Source organism: Amycolatopsis sp. FDAARGOS 1241 (genome assembly GCF_016889705.1).
In the GTDB taxonomy this organism is placed as follows: Bacteria; Actinomycetota; Actinomycetes; order Mycobacteriales; family Pseudonocardiaceae; genus Amycolatopsis.
In genome coordinates this window covers 1,593,089-1,610,560 of sequence record NZ_CP069526.1, presented here as the reverse complement: position 1 = coordinate 1,610,560, position 17,472 = coordinate 1,593,089, and the positions used below count along the sequence as shown (strand labels likewise).

At 70.7% G+C, this 17,472-nt stretch carries 16 protein-coding genes and 1 pseudogene; 13 read left to right on the top strand and 4 right to left on the bottom strand.

Annotated elements, in window-relative coordinates; translation table 11 throughout:
• Positions 1-15 precede the first annotated feature (15 nt).
• The 4 genes from I6J71_RS07930 (at position 16) to I6J71_RS07915 (ending at position 4,031) form a co-directional block, all read left to right on the top strand.
• Complete coding sequence (locus I6J71_RS07930; protein WP_204094130.1) at positions 16-2,859, top strand: transcriptional regulator; 2,844 nt, start codon at positions 16-18, stop codon at positions 2,857-2,859.
• A 71-nt stretch (positions 2,860-2,930) separates the two neighbouring features.
• A complete protein-coding gene (locus tag I6J71_RS07925) occupies positions 2,931-3,416 on the top strand; it encodes a hypothetical protein (RefSeq protein WP_204094129.1) in 486 nt (161 codons plus the stop codon).
• A 133-nt stretch (positions 3,417-3,549) separates the two neighbouring features.
• Entirely contained in the window at positions 3,550-3,762 is a 213-nt protein-coding gene (locus tag I6J71_RS07920) for a hypothetical protein (protein WP_204094128.1), read from the top strand.
• Entirely contained in the window at positions 3,753-4,031 is a 279-nt protein-coding gene (locus I6J71_RS07915) for a hypothetical protein (RefSeq protein WP_204094127.1), read from the top strand. Before I6J71_RS07920 ends, I6J71_RS07915 begins: the two co-directional genes overlap by 10 nt.
• Positions 4,032-4,073: 42 nt before the next feature.
• Here the strand turns inward: I6J71_RS07915 and I6J71_RS07910 are convergent, their stop codons facing one another.
• On the bottom strand, positions 4,074-5,504 hold the full coding sequence (locus I6J71_RS07910; RefSeq protein ID WP_204094126.1) for a PucR family transcriptional regulator: 1,431 nt from the start codon (positions 5,502-5,504) through the stop codon (positions 4,074-4,076).
• Positions 5,505-5,600: 96 nt separating this feature from the next.
• Here I6J71_RS07910 and pxpA point away from each other — a divergent pair, with 96 nt between their 5' ends.
• From pxpA to I6J71_RS07885, 5 genes are all read left to right on the top strand, one after another.
• The gene (pxpA, locus tag I6J71_RS07905) at positions 5,601-6,323 is read left to right on the top strand and encodes a 5-oxoprolinase subunit PxpA (RefSeq protein WP_204094125.1); all 723 of its coding nucleotides are present in this window, start codon (positions 5,601-5,603) and stop codon (positions 6,321-6,323) included.
• Positions 6,324-6,334: 11 nt separating this feature from the next.
• On the top strand, positions 6,335-6,571 hold the full coding sequence (locus tag I6J71_RS07900) for an acetyl-CoA carboxylase (RefSeq protein ID WP_204094124.1): 237 nt from the start codon (positions 6,335-6,337) through the stop codon (positions 6,569-6,571).
• A 3-nt stretch (positions 6,572-6,574) separates the two neighbouring features.
• The gene (locus tag I6J71_RS07895) at positions 6,575-7,924 is read left to right on the top strand and encodes an acetyl/propionyl/methylcrotonyl-CoA carboxylase subunit alpha (RefSeq protein ID WP_204094123.1); all 1,350 of its coding nucleotides are present in this window, start codon (positions 6,575-6,577) and stop codon (positions 7,922-7,924) included.
• A gap of 77 nt (positions 7,925-8,001) precedes the next feature.
• Positions 8,002-8,823 (top strand): allophanate hydrolase subunit 1, encoded by an 822-nt coding sequence (locus I6J71_RS07890; protein ID WP_204094122.1) that lies wholly within the window; start codon positions 8,002-8,004, stop codon positions 8,821-8,823.
• Positions 8,813-9,793: a biotin-dependent carboxyltransferase family protein gene (locus I6J71_RS07885; protein ID WP_204094121.1), complete on the top strand. Its 981-nt coding sequence runs from the start codon at positions 8,813-8,815 to the stop codon at positions 9,791-9,793. Before I6J71_RS07890 ends, I6J71_RS07885 begins: the two co-directional genes overlap by 11 nt.
• Before the next feature lie 71 nt (positions 9,794-9,864).
• On the opposite strand, the gene I6J71_RS07880 is transcribed toward I6J71_RS07885, so the two are convergent.
• Positions 9,865-10,788, bottom strand: a complete 924-nt coding sequence (locus I6J71_RS07880) for a deoxyribose-phosphate aldolase (RefSeq protein WP_204094120.1) — start codon at positions 10,786-10,788, stop codon at positions 9,865-9,867.
• Positions 10,785-11,756: a 5-dehydro-2-deoxygluconokinase gene (gene iolC / locus I6J71_RS07875; RefSeq protein WP_204094119.1), complete on the bottom strand. Its 972-nt coding sequence runs from the start codon at positions 11,754-11,756 to the stop codon at positions 10,785-10,787. Before iolC ends, I6J71_RS07880 begins: the two co-directional genes overlap by 4 nt.
• Before the next feature lie 125 nt (positions 11,757-11,881).
• Between iolC and I6J71_RS07870 the strand changes: the two genes are divergently transcribed.
• The 4 genes and pseudogenes from I6J71_RS07870 to I6J71_RS07855 form a co-directional block, all read left to right on the top strand.
• Entirely contained in the window at positions 11,882-12,637 is a 756-nt protein-coding gene (locus I6J71_RS07870) for a GntR family transcriptional regulator (protein WP_204094118.1), read from the top strand.
• Between the two features lie 68 nt (positions 12,638-12,705).
• Positions 12,706-14,073, top strand: coding sequence for a DHA2 family efflux MFS transporter permease subunit (locus tag I6J71_RS07865; protein WP_204094117.1), 1,368 nt, complete (start codon positions 12,706-12,708; stop codon positions 14,071-14,073).
• Positions 14,074-14,572: 499 nt separating this feature from the next.
• Positions 14,573-15,412 carry an LLM class F420-dependent oxidoreductase gene (locus I6J71_RS07860; protein ID WP_204094116.1) on the top strand — a complete coding sequence of 280 codons (840 nt, stop codon included), beginning with the start codon at positions 14,573-14,575 and terminating at the stop codon, positions 15,410-15,412.
• A gap of 98 nt (positions 15,413-15,510) precedes the next feature.
• A pseudogene (locus tag I6J71_RS07855) lies at positions 15,511-16,414 on the top strand (IS5 family transposase); the annotation flags it as partial.
• 18 nt (positions 16,415-16,432) lie between these two features.
• On the opposite strand, the gene I6J71_RS07850 reads toward I6J71_RS07855, so the two are convergent.
• The gene (locus I6J71_RS07850; RefSeq protein WP_204094115.1) at positions 16,433-17,326 is read right to left on the bottom strand and encodes a LysR family transcriptional regulator; all 894 of its coding nucleotides are present in this window, start codon (positions 17,324-17,326) and stop codon (positions 16,433-16,435) included.
• Positions 17,327-17,472: the final 146 nt, after the last annotated feature.

Sequence of the window (17,472 nt, the reverse complement as noted above, 5' to 3'; positions counted from 1 at the left end):
ATATGATCGCGGCTTGTGACCGAGCCCACAGATCACGACGCCGGCAGTTCGACGACGCCCAGCTCCACCGTCGAACACGAGCGAAGCCGGCTCGTCCTCGCTTTGCGTGACCGGCTCCGGCTGATGGCGGCGGAGATTCTGGCGGCGGATGATTCCCGGCTCGCTCGCGACATGCCGCACGTCGATCGGGCCGAAGTGAAGGCCGAAGTACTGCAGCGAACGGCAGCTGACGCGGATTCGCTGCTCAGCACGACCAACCAGCAGATCAACGACCTGCTCGAGGCCCAGCGGGCACTCGCCCGGCACGACGCTCCGCCCGCTCGCCCGGCGGGGCAGTCGAACCCCTTGGACAAGGTCGCTCACGCGTCCGTCGGGTTCGCCTTGTGGCTGGGGATCTTCGTCCCTGTCCTCACCTGGCAGCTGATGCAGACACCGCTGAGCTCGTCCGCGCACTTCTGGCTGTCGGTCGCCGTGGTGATCGCCGGTCTCGGCACGCTCAGGCTCGTGTACCAGGCGGTTGCCCGAGCGGGCCACCGGTTGAGCGGCCAACCCGCGCTGGGCGGCGCGGGCTGGCCCTTCGTGACCGGCTTCGCCACCACTTACCTGCTGATGGTGTGGCGGCTGTGGACATCCTGGCGCGAGGCGATGGGGACGGGCTGGGCCGTGGTCGTGTGGGTGGTCCTCGGACTGGTGAGCTTTCTCGCGGCGGTGGTGGGTCTTCTGGCCGCCAAGGATCCGCTCAAGGACGAGGGCCCAGGCAGGCGCATCCCGCGACCCGTCGTCCGTCGCGAGGCCGTTTTCACGATCATCGCACTGGTCGTGCTGGCACTGTTGCTGACCGGCGTCATCCGAATTCCCTGGCCGCAGTGGGCTGCCTGGGTGGCAGCCGACGCGCTTTCCCTCCTGATCGCGGCCGGCGGCGGGCCGTTCGTACTCGGCTCCACCAAGTTGGTGCCCGCTCGGCTTTCGAGTGATCCAGGGCGGCGCGGCAGCCCGGCCTGGACGCAACGGCGCGACGAGTTGACGGCAGCCTTCGACGAAGCCGACGCGGAATGGGCGAGGAGTATCCGGAAGCCCCTTCGCCTGAGCGTGACGCACCACCTCAACACCGTGGTCACGCCAGGGTTCAGCACACACCTTCCCGAGATCGACCGCAGCGCGCTCGGCCAGATGCGCGCGGGCGAGCGAGCGTTCACCGAAACACCGGCCGGGCAACGGCTGAAGACCGTCCTTGCGGGCATCCGTGGCGGGGCGGTGGGAATGGCGGGCCCTCGTGGCGCGGGCAAATCCACGCTGCTGGAGGCGTACCAAGCCGGCCGGTTCATCGAGCTCGGCGAGGTGCACATCGCGCTCCTGGAGAGCGTGCCGGTGAAGTACGACGCCCGCGAGTTCGTCTTGCACCTGCACGCGCGCTTGTGCGACGCGGTCCTGCGCTTCTGTGACAAACGGCTTGGCACCACTCAGGAAGCTGCGACCCCGTGGCCGGCGCGACTGGGCCGGCTGTGTCGGCTGTGGCCGTTCGCGGCGGTCGTGGTCGCGTGGGTGGTGCTGGGGGTCGCGGGCTCACTGGCGGCCGGCCGCTCCGACGTCGACTTTCGCGCCTGGTTCGGCACGATGTGGTGGCCGGTCGTGTCGCTGGTCGGTGCGGCCGCGATCCTGTCGATCGCAGTGCGCCGTCGGCCGCGTCCGGTGCCCGTGTACCAGGGGACTGACGACGAGCCGCCCGAGCCACGTCCCGGTGACCTGCACGGGCTGCGCGCGCTCGCCGAGCACAAGCGCGACGAGATCGAGTTCCAGCTCAAGCACACTTCAGGGTGGTCGGGGAAAGTCGGTCTGCCGGTCGGTTTCGAGGCCGGTGCCAGCGGATCACGCGAAGTGACACGGCAGCAACGGACTTATCCACAGATCGTCCACGAGTTCGGCGGCTTCCTCAAGGCCATGATCACCTGCCTGAACGGGCTTCCCAACGTCGCACCCACCTCGGTGGTGATCATCCTCGACGAGCTGGACAAGATCGCCTCCCCCGAAGTCGCGCAGGATTTCGTCAACGAGGTCAAGGCACTCTTCAGCCTCGACGTGCCCGGCTTCTTGTTCCTGATCTCCGTGTCGGAGGACGCGCTGGCTTCGTTCGAGCGGCGGGGCCTGCCGGTGCGAGACGCCTTCGACAGCGCCTTCGACCTCATCTTCCGGCTGGAGTACTTGACACTCGACGACTCGCGGCAAGTCCTGTCCAGCCGCGTTCTGGGGCTGCCCGAGCCGTTCGTGTGCCTGTGCCACTGCCTGGCCGGTGGGCTGCCCCGAGAACTCGTCCGCGTAGCGCGGCAGATGATCACCGCTTCAGGCTCTCTCGCGGACGTCGCGCGCCGGCTGGTCGACGAGGAGCTGCGAGACAAGCGCGGCGCCCTGCGCACAGTGGTGGCCCGCGGGACGTACGACGACATCCTCGTGAGCGACCTCGTCCGCCACATCGACGCGCACGCCGTTGCGGATCCTTCGGCGTTGGTGCGCGCCGCTGCGCACCCGCCGATCACCACCGCCTCGACGAGCGATCTCGCGTCGCTGCACCGGCTCCAGGTGGAAACGCTCGGGCACTTGTACTTCCTGGGTACCGTGCTGGAGGTGTTCGGGCCCGGGTTCTCTCCGGCCGATCTCGATCGAGGGAAGACCGAAGGCGACGCTTCGTTCGACACGCTTACCTCAGTGCGACAACTGTTTCCCGTCAACGCTCGGCTGGCCTGGCTGACGGTCAGCGCGTTCCGGCAGGCGTGGCACTTGGCAGTTGCGCCGCCGCCCGATTTTCCGGGTGGGCACTCGGCCAACGGCGCTGCCGCAGGTCTGGCCGCCGAAATCGGGGCATAGTGGGCGCAGTAAGGTCACGGTTGCGCACAACCGTTGACCCGGCACCGGGCCGGCCGGTTGGATTCGCGATCGTGCGTCGAAGAGAGCTGGTCATCGCGGGGGTCGCGGCCGTGGCGGGTGGGGCGGTCGTCGCCGTGGTGATGGGGTTGAGTGGTGGCTCGGCGGCGCCGCAGCCGGTCGCGCCCGTCGTGGCGGCCAAGCGGAAACCGCCGGTCGTGGTGCCGAGCTCGGTGGTGCCCGTGGTGAAGCCGGTCGCGACGTCGTCGAGCGCGGCGCCGCAGGTCCACACCGTGGCGGCCCCGACGGCCAAGGCGCGTGCGGCGGTGGCGCCCGCGCAGGACGAGGCGCCGTCCGACCGGGTCCGGGACCGCGTTTACCAGCAGCCGCTCAACGCGCGGCCACAGGGGCAGGTGACGGGCCCGGGCATCGTGCCCCAGCCCGGGACGAAGACGGAGGACACCGGCCCGTCCGACGAGCCCGTGACGACGCCGACGCCGTTGCCCAACCCAGCCGAGACCCCGCCGACGTTCACGCCGTCCGTGCAGCCTGGTCCGTAACGCATCCGGGAAGTCCGTTCGGTTGCGTTCCTCCTCGGTGTCGTTGCTCGCACGGTTTTCCCTGGTGCAGCTCGATTTCCGAGCTCTACGTTCGCCCGATGAGCCCGAGCGACGACGAACTCCCCCGACCGGAGTGGTTCCTTCCCGTGGATCACCGGGTTCACTGAAGGCGAAGTGCTATCCACGGAGCCCGGAGAGCGCCACGCTGCGGGCGCACGCGATCCCGCGGCTGCTGAAGGACGCGGAGCGCAAGGCGCGCGGCTTCTACAGCGCCGCTACGGGGCCCTTGACGGCGAAACTGATCGAGCGGTTCAAGGAGCGTTACCCGGCGTCGAGGTGGAACTGAAGCGCCACGGGTGGGCGGACCCGTCGACGGCCCTGCACGAGCCGACCCGGTGTGGGCCGAGTTCTGGTCCGCGGGCGATCTGCGCGCAGCTCGTGGAGGTGCGCGATGTGGCCGAGGAGGAGCTGCAGCTCCTCAGGCTCGGCGTGGCGTACGTGCCTCTCACCAGCCTGCCGCCGAGCCGCGCCGCGCCGGCGTGGAGCGCCGACGAGACCGACCCGGTCCTCCACGCGTTCATCGAAGGCGCGCCGGAAGTGGCCACGCAGAGCTGACTGCCCAAACCGGGTCACCGCGGCTGTGCAGGCAGCACGAAGTCACGCCAGCCGCAGCGCCATCATCAGGGTCGCGCGAACACGACCATCCTGCAGATCGAGCGCGAGGAGTTCCCGGATCCGCTTCAGCCGGTACGCGAGCGTGTTGCGGTGGATGAACAGCTCGGCGCAGATCGCCGGCGTCGCTCCGCTGTGGCGCAGGTACGCCTCGAGCGTGGTCAGCAGCTCCTCCGACCGCGCCAGCGGCGCCACGAGCCGCTGGGCCAGGCTGATCGCGCCCGGGTGCCGCAGGGTGTCCACCACCGCGTCGAAGTCCAGCCGTGGCGCGGCGTGCACTCCGGAGGGACCCAGCGCGCGCCGGCACATCCGCAGCACCAAGCCGAGTTCCGCCGCGTTCTCCGCGGTCGCGACCACGGCCGACACCGAGCGCGCCCGCCCGACGGCCGCGCGCGCCGCGGACAGCAGCTGCGCCGGGTCGAGTGACTCGCTCTGCAGCAGGATCGTCGACAGGTCCGGTTCCTCGACGAACCGCATCGCCGGGTATTCCCCCGCCAGGACCACGCGGGCGCGCCACGACACCGACCGCAGGTAGGTCGTCGACCTCCCCGCTTCGGCCTGCAGCACGACGACGCCCGTGCGCTGGTACGGCTCCAGCTCGGCGTCGCGGGCCAACGCGATCAGCTCGGCCGTCGGCACGGCGTCGTTGCCGTACACGGCTTCGGTGAGCCGGCCCGCGTTGCGCGAGTGCGCGACGCCCGCCGACCCGAGAGTGGTGCTCAGCTGCATCGACACGACGGCGGCGACGGGCGCGAGAAGCGTCCGGATCGTGGTCTGCGCGTCGGTTTCCTCCACGACCAGCCGGAAACGGTCGCGGTCGCTGCCCGGCAGCGTGAACTCCGTGCGGGCCGCGAGCGAGCCCTCACCACCCGCGGCGAGCAGCGTCGCGCCGGTCGAGTCCTGAATGGACACCCGCGCGCCGACGACCTCGCTGATGCGGTGCAGCACGTCCTGCATCGTGCCCTGGTCCGCCGCGATGCGCGTGCAGTCGTCGGCCAGCTCCGAACCGCGGCGCAGCGCTTCGTAGCGCTCGGCCGACAGGCGGTCTTGCACGTCGCGTTGCACGAGCACGAACGGCACCTGGTCCGGGAACACCAGCAGCGGCACGCCGCGGTTCCGGCACGCGAGGACGAGCCCCTCGGGCAGCGCCGCGTGCGCCGGCCCGAGGCCGAACGCGAGCGCCGCGATGGGGACGTTCGCGAGCCGTTCCACGTAGGCGTCCCAGATCCTGACGTCCGTGACGTTCAAGGCCATCCCGGACGTCAGCATCAGCGCGCCCGGGGTGAGGAACGGCGACGGGTCGATCGATTCCGTCGGTGCGCACCAGGTGATCGGCCTCGCCAGAGCACCGGGCGGGCCTTCGACGCGGATTTCGATGCGGCGCCCGGGATCTTCGAGCATGTCGGCAACACGCATCCCGGCAGCGTAGAGCACTCAGCACAACCCAGCCCGTGCGATTAGGTCACTCTGACCAATGTGCCGGGCACCACACCCTGCCTACTGTTACCGACCATGACCGCGACCCTGAATTCCGACATGGGCGAAGGACTCGGCCTGCACAGCTTCGGCAACGACGAAACGCTCCTCGACCTCGTCGACGTGATCAACCTGGCCTGCGGCTTCCACGCGGGCGACCCCGACGTCATGGACGCGACCGTCGCCGCCGCCGTCGCGCACGACGTCCGCATCGGCGCGCACCCCGGGCTGCCCGACCTGACCGGCTTCGGCCGGCGCCGCATGGTCCTGACCCCGGAAGAGGTCGAGTCGATCGTGCTGTACCAGGTCGGGGCGCTCACGGCGTTCCTGGCCAAGCACGGCGCCTCGCTCAACCACGTCAAACCCCACGGCGCGCTCTACGGCATGCTCGCCGGCGATCCCGCGCTCATGGTCGGCGCGGCCCGCGCGGCGAAGGTGTTCGGCGTGCCGTTCTTCGGCATCGCCGGAACCGCACACGAGACGGTGTGCGGCGAACTCGGCGTGCCGTTCGTGGCCGAACTCTACGTCGACCTCGACTACGACGACGAGGGCAACCTGATCATCCTGCGCCGCCCCGAGCGCACCGACCCGGCCGCCGCGGCCGAACGCGTCCGGCGCGCACAGCAAGGCCGGCCCGTGCTGTCGGTCAACGGCACCGAACTGGACATCCGCTTCGACAGCGTCTGCGTGCACTCCGACGCCCCCAACTCCCCCGACGTCGCCGCGGCCGTGCGGGCCGTGCTCGACGAAAACCAGTGAAAGGCGGGTCCGTGTCCGACATCCTCTCTCCGCTCCCGGGCATCTTCTACACGCGTCCCGGGCCCGACAAGGAGCCGTTCGTGCAGCCCGGCGACCGCATCGAGGCCGGCGCCGCCGTCGGCATCGTCGAGGTGATGAAGCAGTTCACGGAGATCCGCTCGGAGACCGCGGGCACGGTCAAGTCGATCAACGTCGCGGACGGAGGCACCGTGACCCCCGGCGAAGTCCTCGTCGTGGTGGAGGACTGACGCGTGCGCAAGCTCGTCATCGCCAACCGCGGCGAGATCGCGGTCCGGATCATGCGCACCGCGCGGGAAATGGGCATCACGACCGTCGCCGTGTGCAGTGAAGCCGACCGCGGCTCGCTCGCGGCGCGGACCGCCGACGAAGCCGTGGTGATCGGCCCGCCGCCGGCGCGCGACAGCTACCTCAACCAGGAAGCCGTGCTGAACGCGGCGCGCGACACCGATGCCGACGCCGTGCACCCCGGGTTCGGTTTCCTGTCCGAAAACGCCGGTTTCGCGCAGGCCGTGCTCGACACCGGGCTGACGTGGGTCGGCCCCTCGCCCGACGCGATCCGGCTCATGGGCGACAAGGTCGCCGCGCGCGAAGCGGCCCGCAAGGCGGGGGTACCGGTGCTGGCGGGCTCCGACGGGCCGCTCGACCCGGATGCCGATCCGCTCGCCCTCGCCCGGAAAGTGGGTTTCCCGTTGGTGCTCAAGGCATCCGCGGGTGGTGGCGGCCGTGGCATCCGGCTCGTCACCGACCCGGCCGATTTCCTCTCGGCGCTGGACCTCACGCGGTCGGAGGCGCGGGCGAGCTTCGGTGACGACACGATGTACCTGGAGCGGTTCGTCGAACGCGCGCGCCACGTCGAGGTGCAGGTGCTCGGCGACGGTGAGCGCGTGATCCACCTCGGCGACCGCGACTGCTCGATGCAACGCCGCTCGCAGAAGGTGCTCGAGGAGGCACCGGCGCCCGAGCTGCCCGGCGAGGTCCGCGAACGGATCCGCAGCTCGTCGGTCGAGCTCGCGAAGGCGTGCCGGTACCGCGGGGCCGGCACCGTCGAGTTCCTGTACGACCCGGTGCGCCACGAAGCCGCGTTCATCGAGATGAACACCCGGCTGCAGGTCGAGCACCCCGTGACGGAACTGGTGACCGGCATCGACCTCGTCGAGCAGCAGCTGCGGATCGCCCGCGGCGAGCCGCTCGGCCTGGCCCAGGACGACGTCACGTTCACCGGGCACGCGTTCGAGTCGCGCATCAACGCCGAAGACCCGGATCGCGGCTTCATGCCCAGCCCCGGCACGGTGGAAACCCTGAGCTGGCCGACGGGCGCGCGGGTGGACAGCGGCGTCGAGGCGGGTGATGCTGTGGCACCGTACTACGACTCGATGATCGCCAAGCTGATCGTGCACGGCCCGGACCGCGCCACCGCCATGGCGCGGATGACCGAAGCGTTGCGCGGTGTGGAGATCACCGGGATCGCGACGACGACCGGCCTGCACCTTGACCTGTTCGCACGGCCGGAGTTCGCCGCGGTCGAGCACCACACGAAGTTCATCGAGACCGCTCCCGGACTGCTGAAGGAGACGGCGTGAGCGCACCGCAGACCCTGCCCGCCCAAGCCCGCTAGTGGGGCGGCGACGAGTTCCTGTTCGTCGAGATCGCCGAGGAGATGAGCCTGCCGGGGAACCTGCGCGCGATGGGCATCGCACGCGGCCTGTCCGCGAAGGCCGTCGACGGCGTGGTCGACATCTGCCCGGCCAACGCGTCGCTGCTCATCCGCTTCGATCCGGACGTGCTGGCGCCGGCCGACCTGGAGGCCATCGTCCGGCAGCTGGAAACCGAGACGCAGCAGCAGAGCAGCTCCGTGCTGTCGACGCGGATCATCGAAGTCCCGGTGTGGTACGACGATCCGTACACGCGCGAGGTCGGTGCGCGGTTCCGCGACGGGTACCACCAGGACCCGAGCGGCACGGACCTCGACTACGCGGCGCGGGTGAACGACCTCGACGGCGCGGCGGAGTTCATCCGGCGCCACCACACGAACCCGTGGCTCGTGTCGATGGTCGGGTTCGTCGCCGGCCTGCCGTTCCTGTTCCAGCTGGTCGACCGCGAAAAGCAGCTGGAGGTGCCGAAGTACCTGAGCCCGCGCACGGACACGCCGAAGCTGACCGTGGGCCACGGCGGGTGCTTCGCCTGCATCTACTCCGTGCGCGGCGCGGGCGGCTACCAGATGTTCGGCATCGCGGCGGCGCCGATCTTCGACCCGGCGCGCAAGCTGGCGGACTTCGCCGACTCCATGGTGTTCTTCCGGCCCGGCGACGTCGTGAAGTTCACGCCGGTGTCCGAAGAGGAGTACCGCGCGATCGAAGCCGAAGTGGCAGCCGGCACGTTCCGCTACCGGGTCGTGCCCGTCGAGTTCGACACCGAGCGGGCCGTCGCCGACCCCGAGGCCTACAACGCCACTCTGCTGGAGGTGCTCCGTGGCGAGTGAGCGCGCGATCGAGATCAGCCAGCCCGGCCTGGCGACGACCGTCCAGGACCGCGGCCGCATCGGCTACTACGACCTGGGTATCCCGCAGGGTGGAGCGCTCGACCAGTACTCGGCGGAGCTGGCGAACGCGCTGGTGGGCAACCGCGACGGTGAGGCGCTGCTCGAGTGCACCTACCTCGGCCCGGTGCTGCGCGCCCACGGCCCGCTGGAGGTCGCGGTGGCGGGTGCCCCGGTGCCGGTGAAGGTGAACGGCGAGGAGCGTCCTCAGTGGACCCGCCTGGCACTGGCCGACGGTGACGAGTTGTCCTTCGGCTACATCGGCGGCGGCTCCCGGTACTTCCTGGCGTTCTCCGGCGGCATCGACGTGCCGGCGGTGCTGGGCAGCCGCTCGACGTACCTGCTCGGCGCCCTCGGCGGCTTCCAGGGCCGGAAGCTGGAGCCGGGTGACGTCCTGCCGATCGGCGCGCCGACGACCTCGCCACCAGGCGACACCATCGCCGAGGAACACCGGCCGGTTTTCGCCCCGCAGCAACAGGTCCGCGTGATGCTCGGGCTGTACGACCACCGCCTCACCGAACGCGGCCTGGCCAACCTGACTGAAGAGGAGTGGACGCTCACCCCGGTCGCCGACCGCGCCGGCCTGCGCTACGACGGCCCGGGTGTCGAGTGGCGCGAATGCGTGCAGCCCTTCGGCGCGGGCTCGGACCCGTCGAACATCGTCGACGCCGGCTACGCCGTGGGCTCCATCCAGATCCCCGGCGGCACGCAGCCCATCGTCCTGCACCGCGACGCCGTGTCCGGCGGCGGCTACGCGATGGTCGCCACGGTGATCAGCGCCGACATGGACGTCGTGGCGCGCGCCGCGCCGGGCACGAAGACCCGCTTCGTCCCTGTCGACCTCGACACCGCGCTGGTGGCCCGCAAGGACCGCGCCCAGCGCCTCGCGGCGGCGATCAGCTCGCTCGGTTGAGCGGGCGCGCCGGCCGGCCCCCTCTCCGGCCGGCGCGCCCGCTCAAGTCGGGTCCGGTTCATCGCCGCGGGTCACGAGCGCGCCGGCTCGGGGCGGACCAGGGACACGGCCGTGTCGACCGCAGCGGCCACGTCGTCGTCGGGCGGGTAGAGCAGGGCGCGGCCGACGATCAAGCCGCGGACACCGGGCAGCTCCAGCGCCGCGCGCCAGGATTCGTAGGTCTCGTCGGGCTCGGTGGCCGGGTCGCCGCCGAGCAGCAGGGCCGGGAGCGTCGTCGCCGCCAGCACGCGGTCCATCTCCTTGATGACCGGCAGCTTCAGCCACGTGTACGCGCTGGAAGCGCCGAGCCCCTGTGCGATGTGGACGGAGCGGATCACGGCCTCGGGCGACAGGTCGTTGACCGCACGGCCGTCGACGCGGCGGGTGAGGAACGGCTCCAGCAGCGCGACGACGCCGGCGCGGTTCAGCTCGGTGACGGCGCGCCCGCAGGTCTCGAGAGTGGCGACGGTGGCGGGGTCGTCGACGTCGATGCGGGTGAGCATCTTCGCGGCCTCGAAGCCGGCGTCGATGGTGCCGCGCACGTCGTAGCCGGTCATGCGGTCGTCCAGTTCGAACACCGACCCGGCCAGGCCGCCGCGGTTCATCGAGGAGACGACGACCTTGCCCTCCAGCGCGCCCAGCAGCAGCAGGTCTTCGAGCACGTCGGCGGTGCCCAGCACGCCGTCGACGCCCGGCCGGGAGAGCGCTTCCCCCAGCCGATCGAGCAGCTCGATCCGGCTCGCCATGGCGTCGGGCCGGCCGCGGACGGCGAGCGCGCCGCGGGCCGGGTGGTCGGCGGCGATCAGCATGAGCCGGCCGTCCGGCGGGAGGAACCCGCGGCGGGAGCGGGCCGCGAGCAGCGCGGCGATCCGTTCGGGCTCGCGAGCCCGGATCTCGCGCAGCTCGGCGTGGTCGCGGGCGAATCCCGTGGACCGCACTGTGTCCACAGTGGTCATTCCTGGGTCTCCCTCTTCGCATTCGGGTCGCCGCCGGCCAACAGCGTGTCGATCTCCTCGGCGGTCGGCATGGCGGTGGAGCACTCCAAGCGCGAGGCGACGATGGCGCCCGCGGCGTTGGCCCGCGCGAGCGTCTTGTCCAACGGCCATCCGGCCAGCAGGCCGTGGGCGAGCGAGCCACCGAAGGAGTCGCCGGCGCCGAGACCGTTGTAGGGCTTGACGAGCAGTGGCGGGGACACGACCCGCTCGTCGCGGGTCTTGGCGAGCACCCCCTTGGGTCCCTGCTTCACCACGGCGAGGCGGACGCCGGTGGCAAGCAGCGCGTCGGCCGCGCGTTCGGGATCGGATTCGCCGGTCGCGATCTCACACTCCTCGCGGTTGCCGACGGCGACCGTCACCTGGCCGAGCACCTCGCGCACCTCGGCGCCGGCGGTTTCGGCGTCAGGCCAGAACATGGGGCGGTAGTCGAGATCCAGCACGGTCTCGCGGCCACCGCGCGCGGCGAGGGCTTCGTGGTGCGCCGAACGCGACGGCTGCTCCGAAAGCCCGCTGACCGAGAGCCACAGCAGCCCGGCCGCGGCGATCGCGCCGGTGTCCAAATCGGACGGTTTCACCTGCAGATCGGGCGCGGTGGGCTTGCGGTAGAAGTACAGCGGGAAGTCGTCGGGCGGGAAGATCTCGCAGAACGTGACCGGCGTCGGGTACTCGGCGCTGGTGACCACGTGCCGGTCGTCGACCCCGAGGCGGCGCAGCTCGCGGCGCACGTAGCGGCCGAACGGGTCGTCGCCGACGCCGGTGATGATGGCGGCGCGCCGCCCGAGCCGGGCCGCCGCGACGGCGACGTTCGCGGTCGTCCCGCCCAGGAACTTCCCGAACGTCGTCACGTCCTCCAGGCCGACGTCCACCTGCAACGGGTAGATGTCGACCCCGGAACGGCCGAAGGTGAGCACCTCGGCTGGCTGGTTCATGGGTTTCGGCGACCTCTCGGGTAGCGCGGACGGCGACGGCGCCGACGTTAGGTCGGTTCCCCGGCCGTCGTCAAGAGTTTGTCCAGACATAATGACAATTAGCACCGGTCCGGTACGGTGTGCGCATGGCCACCCGATCCGACGCCGTGCAGCTCGACGTGCAGCTCGACCGCAGCAGCCCGGTCCCCCTGTACCACCAGCTGGCGCAGGCGATCGAGAACGCCATCACGTCGGGCACGCTGCGCCCGGGCGACCGGATCGAGAACGAGCTGTCGCTCACCGAGCGCCTCGGCCTCGCGCGGCCGACCGCGCGCCAGGCGATCCAGGACCTGGTGCGCAAGGGGCTGCTGGTGCGCCGGCGCGGCCTCGGCACCCAGGTCACGCGCCCGGCGATCCACCGTGACGTGCGCCTGTCGTCGCTGTACGACGACCTCACCGGAGCCGGCCGCAAGCCGCGCACCGTGCTGCTCGAACACGGCTCGTGCACGCCCGCGTCGACCGGTGTGAAGGAGCTGCTCGACCTGCTCGCGCCGGACGAACCACTGCACCGGATCCGCCGGCTGCGCTTCGCCGACGAAGAACCGCTGGCGATCATGACCAACTACGTCGTCGGCCGGTACCGGCTCGACGACGAAGACCTCGCGGCCAAGAGCCTGTACGACGTGCTGCGTTCGCAGGGCGCGCAGATCGCCATGGCGCACCAGACGATCGGCGCGCGCCTGGCCGACGAGGACGAGGCGGCGCTGCTCGGACAGCCGCGGCCGCTCGCCTGCGTCACCGCCGCACTGTCGGTCTTCGACGACGCCGGCCAGCTCGTGGAGCTCGGCCGGCACCTGTACCTGGCCGACCGCTACTCCGTGGAGACTTCCCTGGTGGTCTGAGCCCATTACCCGCCAACGGTTTTCGCCGAGGTTTCCACCGAAATTTCCGTCGAGCGCACAGGAGAGTCATGGGGTTTCGCCGGGGTTTGGCGCTGCTCGTCGCCGCCACCTTCTTCATGGAGATCGTCGACGCCACCGTCATCGCTCCCGCGGCGCCCGCCATGGCGGCCGACCTCGGGGTGCGGTCGGTCGACGTCAACGTCACCATCACCGCGTACGTTCTGACGCTGGGCGTGCTCATCCCGATCAGCGGCTGGCTCACCGACCGCTTCGGCGCCCGCCGCATCTTCGCCACGGCCTTGGTGCTGTTCACGCTCTCGTCGCTGGCGTGCGCGCTGGCGCCGAACTTGGTGCTGCTGACCGCAGCCCGCGTGGTGCAGGGTGTGGGTGGCGCGATGATGGTGCCGGTCGGCCGGCTCGTGGTCTTGCGCGCGACCCCCAAGACGGACCTGGTGCGCGCGGTGGCCTACCTGACGTGGCCGGCGTTGCTGGCGCCGGTGGTCGCCCCGGTGGTGGGCGGGCTGCTCGCGGAATACGCGTCGTGGCGGTGGATCTTCGTCATCAACCTGCCGTTGGGCGCCGCCGCGCTGATCGTCGCGCTGGCGATCGTGCCGGATCTGCGGGCGTCGCGTCCTGCGCCGTTCGACCGGGTGGGGTTTGCGTGGATCGCCGTCGGTACGGCGGCTCTGGTGGTCGCGCTCGAGGGCCTCGGCTCGGGCTTCAGCCCCGCGGTCCTCGTCTCGGCGGTCGTGGCCGTCGTGGGCCTCGGCACGGCGGTGCGCCACCTGTTGCGCGCGTCGAATCCGCTGGTCGACCTGCGCATCCTGCGCGTTCCCACGTTCCGCATCACGGCCGCCACCGGTTCCGTCTACCGCGGCATCATCACGGCGATCCCCTTCGTGCTGCCGCTGCTGTTCCAGGTCGGCTTCGGCTGGACGGCCGCCCGCGCAGGCCTGGTGGTGATCGCGCTGTTCGTGGGCAACGTCGGCATCAAACCGGCGACCACCCCGTTGATGCGGCTGTTCGGCATCCGCACGGTGCTGGTCGTGTCGATCGTGGTCGGTGCCGCCTGCCTGGTGGGAATGGCGTTCCTGACGCCCGCCACCCCACTGCCCGTGCTGCTCGGCGTGCTGCTGCTCAGCGGCATCGCCCGCTCGACGGGGTTCACCGCCTACAACAGTGTCGCGTTCGCCGACGTCGACGAGCCGTCGATGAACCACGCGAACACGTTGCTGTCGACCCTGCAGGAACTGGGCGCCGGCCTGGGCGTCGCGATCGGCGCCCTGCTGGTCCGCGCGGGCGGCGCGGTGACGTCGGACGCGGTGGGGCCTTTCCGGGTGGCGTTGGTACTGCTGGCGGTGCTGCTGGTCGTGCCGTTGATCGCGGCCGCGCGATTGTCCCGGGCGGCGGGAAATGTGGTCACCGGCCGCGCGTGACGGGCCCCTTCGCCCAGCCGTGACCCGGTTTTCGGCCCGATGAGAGCCCGGGCTCTGGCACGTGACGCTCGCGTGGCAACCGTGCATGCGGCTCACGCTGGAGCCACTGGACCTCACGCACGTGCAGTTCGTGCTGCCGGTGGCTGGAGGACCACGCGCCCCGCCGCGGCAAAAGACCCTCGCCGCCAGGCGGGCACCGACAGCAAGATGACTTCGCAGTCGTCGCCCGCCTCGAGGCCAACGGGCTGGTGTCGAGGACCGTCGACGCCGGCGACACGTGCGCGAAGCTGGTCCGGCTGACGGAGGCGGACCGGGCACTGCTACGCGAGGCGGTGGAGCGGGTGGACGCAGAGAGGTTGGGCTCGGAGCCAGGACTCCTGCTGGGCGCGTTGAAGTAGGTGCTGAGCCAGGAAGAGCGAACGTCCACAATGTCCTGTTCGAGCCCCGGGGGACCCCACGGGTTGGCAGCTGGCGTAGCTCCAGGTTTACGCTCGGACCCATGCGATTCGCCATCAAGACTTCGCCCCAGAACACCGCCTGGGAGGACATGCTCGCGGTCTGGCAGGCGGCCGACGAGATCGAGCTGTTCGAATCCGGCTGGACGTTCGACCACTTCTATCCCATTTTCTCCGATTCGACCGGGCCTTGCCTGGAGGGCTGGGTGACGCTGACGGCGCTCGCGCAGGCGACCAAGCGGCTGCGCCTCGGCACGCTCGTCAGCGGCATGCACTACCGCCACCCCGCGCTGCTCGCGAACATGGCCGCCACGCTGGACATCGTGTCCGGCGGCCGGTTGGAGATCGGTATCGGCGCCGGGTGGAACGAAGAGGAGTCCGGCGCGTACGGCATGGAACTGGGCACCATCAAGGAGCGAAGCGACCGCTTCGAGGAGGGCTGCGAGGTCATCGTCTCCCTGCTCACGCAGGAGACCACGACCTTCAAGGGCAAGCACTACGAGCTCACCGACGCCCGCTGCAACCCCAAGGGCGTGCAGACCCCGCACCCGCCGATCTGCATCGGCGGCAGCGGTGAAAAGCGCACGCTGCGCACGGCCGCGCGGTTCGCCCAGCACTGGAACTTCACCGGCGGCGCGCCGGAGGAGTTCGCCCGCAAGCGCGACATCCTGCACCAGCACTGCGCCGACGTCGGCCGCGATCCGAGTGAGATCACGCTGTCCTCGCACGTGCGGCTGGAGCCGGACCTGGACTACGCCGCGGTCGCCAAGCAGGCCGAGGCCCTCGGGGAGGCCGGCTTGGACCTCGCGATCGTCTACCTGCCGCCGCCCCACACGCCGGCGGTGCTGGAGCCGCTCGCGAAGGCGCTCGAACCCCTGGCCTGACCCCCCGGGCTGCGCACCGCAGGACGTGCGCAGCCCCGCCGGGTCAAACGGCCACTGTGGACACTCCTGCCCGCTAGCGCGTGTCATCAAAGTGGGTGATGGTGACGTGCTTTGATCGTGGGTTTGTGGTGCGTAAGCGTGAGCTGACCGGTGAGCAGTGGCATGCGATCGTGCCGTTGCTTCCCGTGCCGGGTGCGAAGGGGCGTCCGCGGGTTGACGACCGTCGGGTGCTCAATGGAATGTTGTTCAAGGCCAAGACCCGTGTCGCGTGGCGGGAGCTGCCAGAGCGGTAGGGGCCGTGGAAGACCGTGTATAACCGGTTCTGGCGCTGGTCACACACGGGACTCGCACGATGCTGGTGACGCGGATGCAGGTGATCGCCGACGCGATCGATGAGCTCGACCGGGAGGTTTCGGTCGACTTCAGCATCGTGCGGCTGCACCAGCACGCTGCCGGCGCCCGCCGCGCCGGCACACCTCACACAGGGGGACGCCGGGTCGTGCGGCGGGCACAGCGAGCCAGATGATCATGCCATCCGCCGGTCCCGTAGCGGACCCACCACCAAGATCCACCTCGCCTGCGACGGTCACGGGCGGCCACTGTCGGTGGTCCTCACTGGTGGCAACGTCCACGACTGCACCATGTCACCCAGGTACTGGCGGGATCTCGTTCCGCCGGCCGGGTGCCGGGCGGCCGCCGACCCGGCCGGGCAGAGTGCTGGCGGACAAGGGCCATTCCAGCCGCGCGATCCGCTCCTATTTGCGTCGGCGGCACACGCCGGCGACCGTTCCCGAGCGCCGTGACCAGCGGGCCATCCGACTGCGCCGCGGCCGGGTTGGCGGACGCCCACCGGTCTTTGACCGCGTCGCCCACAAACGCCGCAACATCGTCGAACGCTGCTTCAACCGCCTCAAGCAATTCCGCGCCATCGCGACCCGGTTCGACAAGACCGCCATCTCCTACCAAAGCATGCTCGACCTGCCCAGCCCGCTCATCTGGCTTTGTGGACACTCCTGCCCGCTAGCGCGGGCCGCCGAGGAGGGTGTGGGTGCGGGAGAGGACCCTGGCCACGTGCGGGGAGTCCTCACCCGTGCGCACGGCGACGGCGAGCTGCACCTCGCGGGTGGTGCCCGCCAACGGCCGGTACTGGCATCCGGTGATCTGCAGGTGCCGCACCGACGCGGGCACCAGCGCCACCCCCAGCCCACCGGCCACGAACGAGACCAGCGTGGCCGTCTCCCCGACCTCCTGCACCACCGAGGGCACGAACCCCGCCTGCTGACACGCGTCGAACACCGCGTCGTACACCACCGACCGGTGCCGCGACGGGTAACAGATGAACGGCTCCTCCCGCAGCTCGGCCAGCCGCACCGTGTCCCGCGCCGTGAGCGGATGACTCGCCGGCAACGCCGCGATCAACGGCTCCCGCCGCAACACCCGCACCACCAGCCCCGGCTCCCGCACCGGCGGCCGCAGAAACCCGATGTCCAGGCCCCCCTCCACCAGCGCCGACACCTGACCCGGCGTCAGCATCTCCCCCTTGAGCGCCAGATCGATCCCCGGGAAATCCCGCCGCAACACCCGCGCCAGCGACGGCAACAGCTCATACGTCGCGGATCCGGTGAACCCGATCGCCACCCGCCCCACCTCACCCTGCGCGATGCGCCCGGCCTCCACCCCCGCCGCATCCACCGACGCCAGCACCGCCCGCGCCCGATCGAGATACCGCCGCCCCGCCGGCGTCAGCTGCACCTTGCGGGTCGTCCGGGCCAGCAACTCGACCCCCAACTCGGTCTCGAGCTGCTTGACCTGGTGCGACAAGGCCGGCTGCGCGATGTGCAGCCGATCCGCCGCCCGGCCGAAGTGACACTCCTCGGCCACCGCGACGAAATACCGCAAATGCCGCAGCTCCATCCGGATTCACCTTCGATGCTTCAGGTCGCGGGCAAGCGGTTCGGCGAGGTGGCTCACCCCGTGGTTCGGCAACTGCCCTCGGTCGCAGACTCCCGCCATCATCCACAGCGCACGGTCCGCCGGCCGGGATCAGGACCGAACCGGTC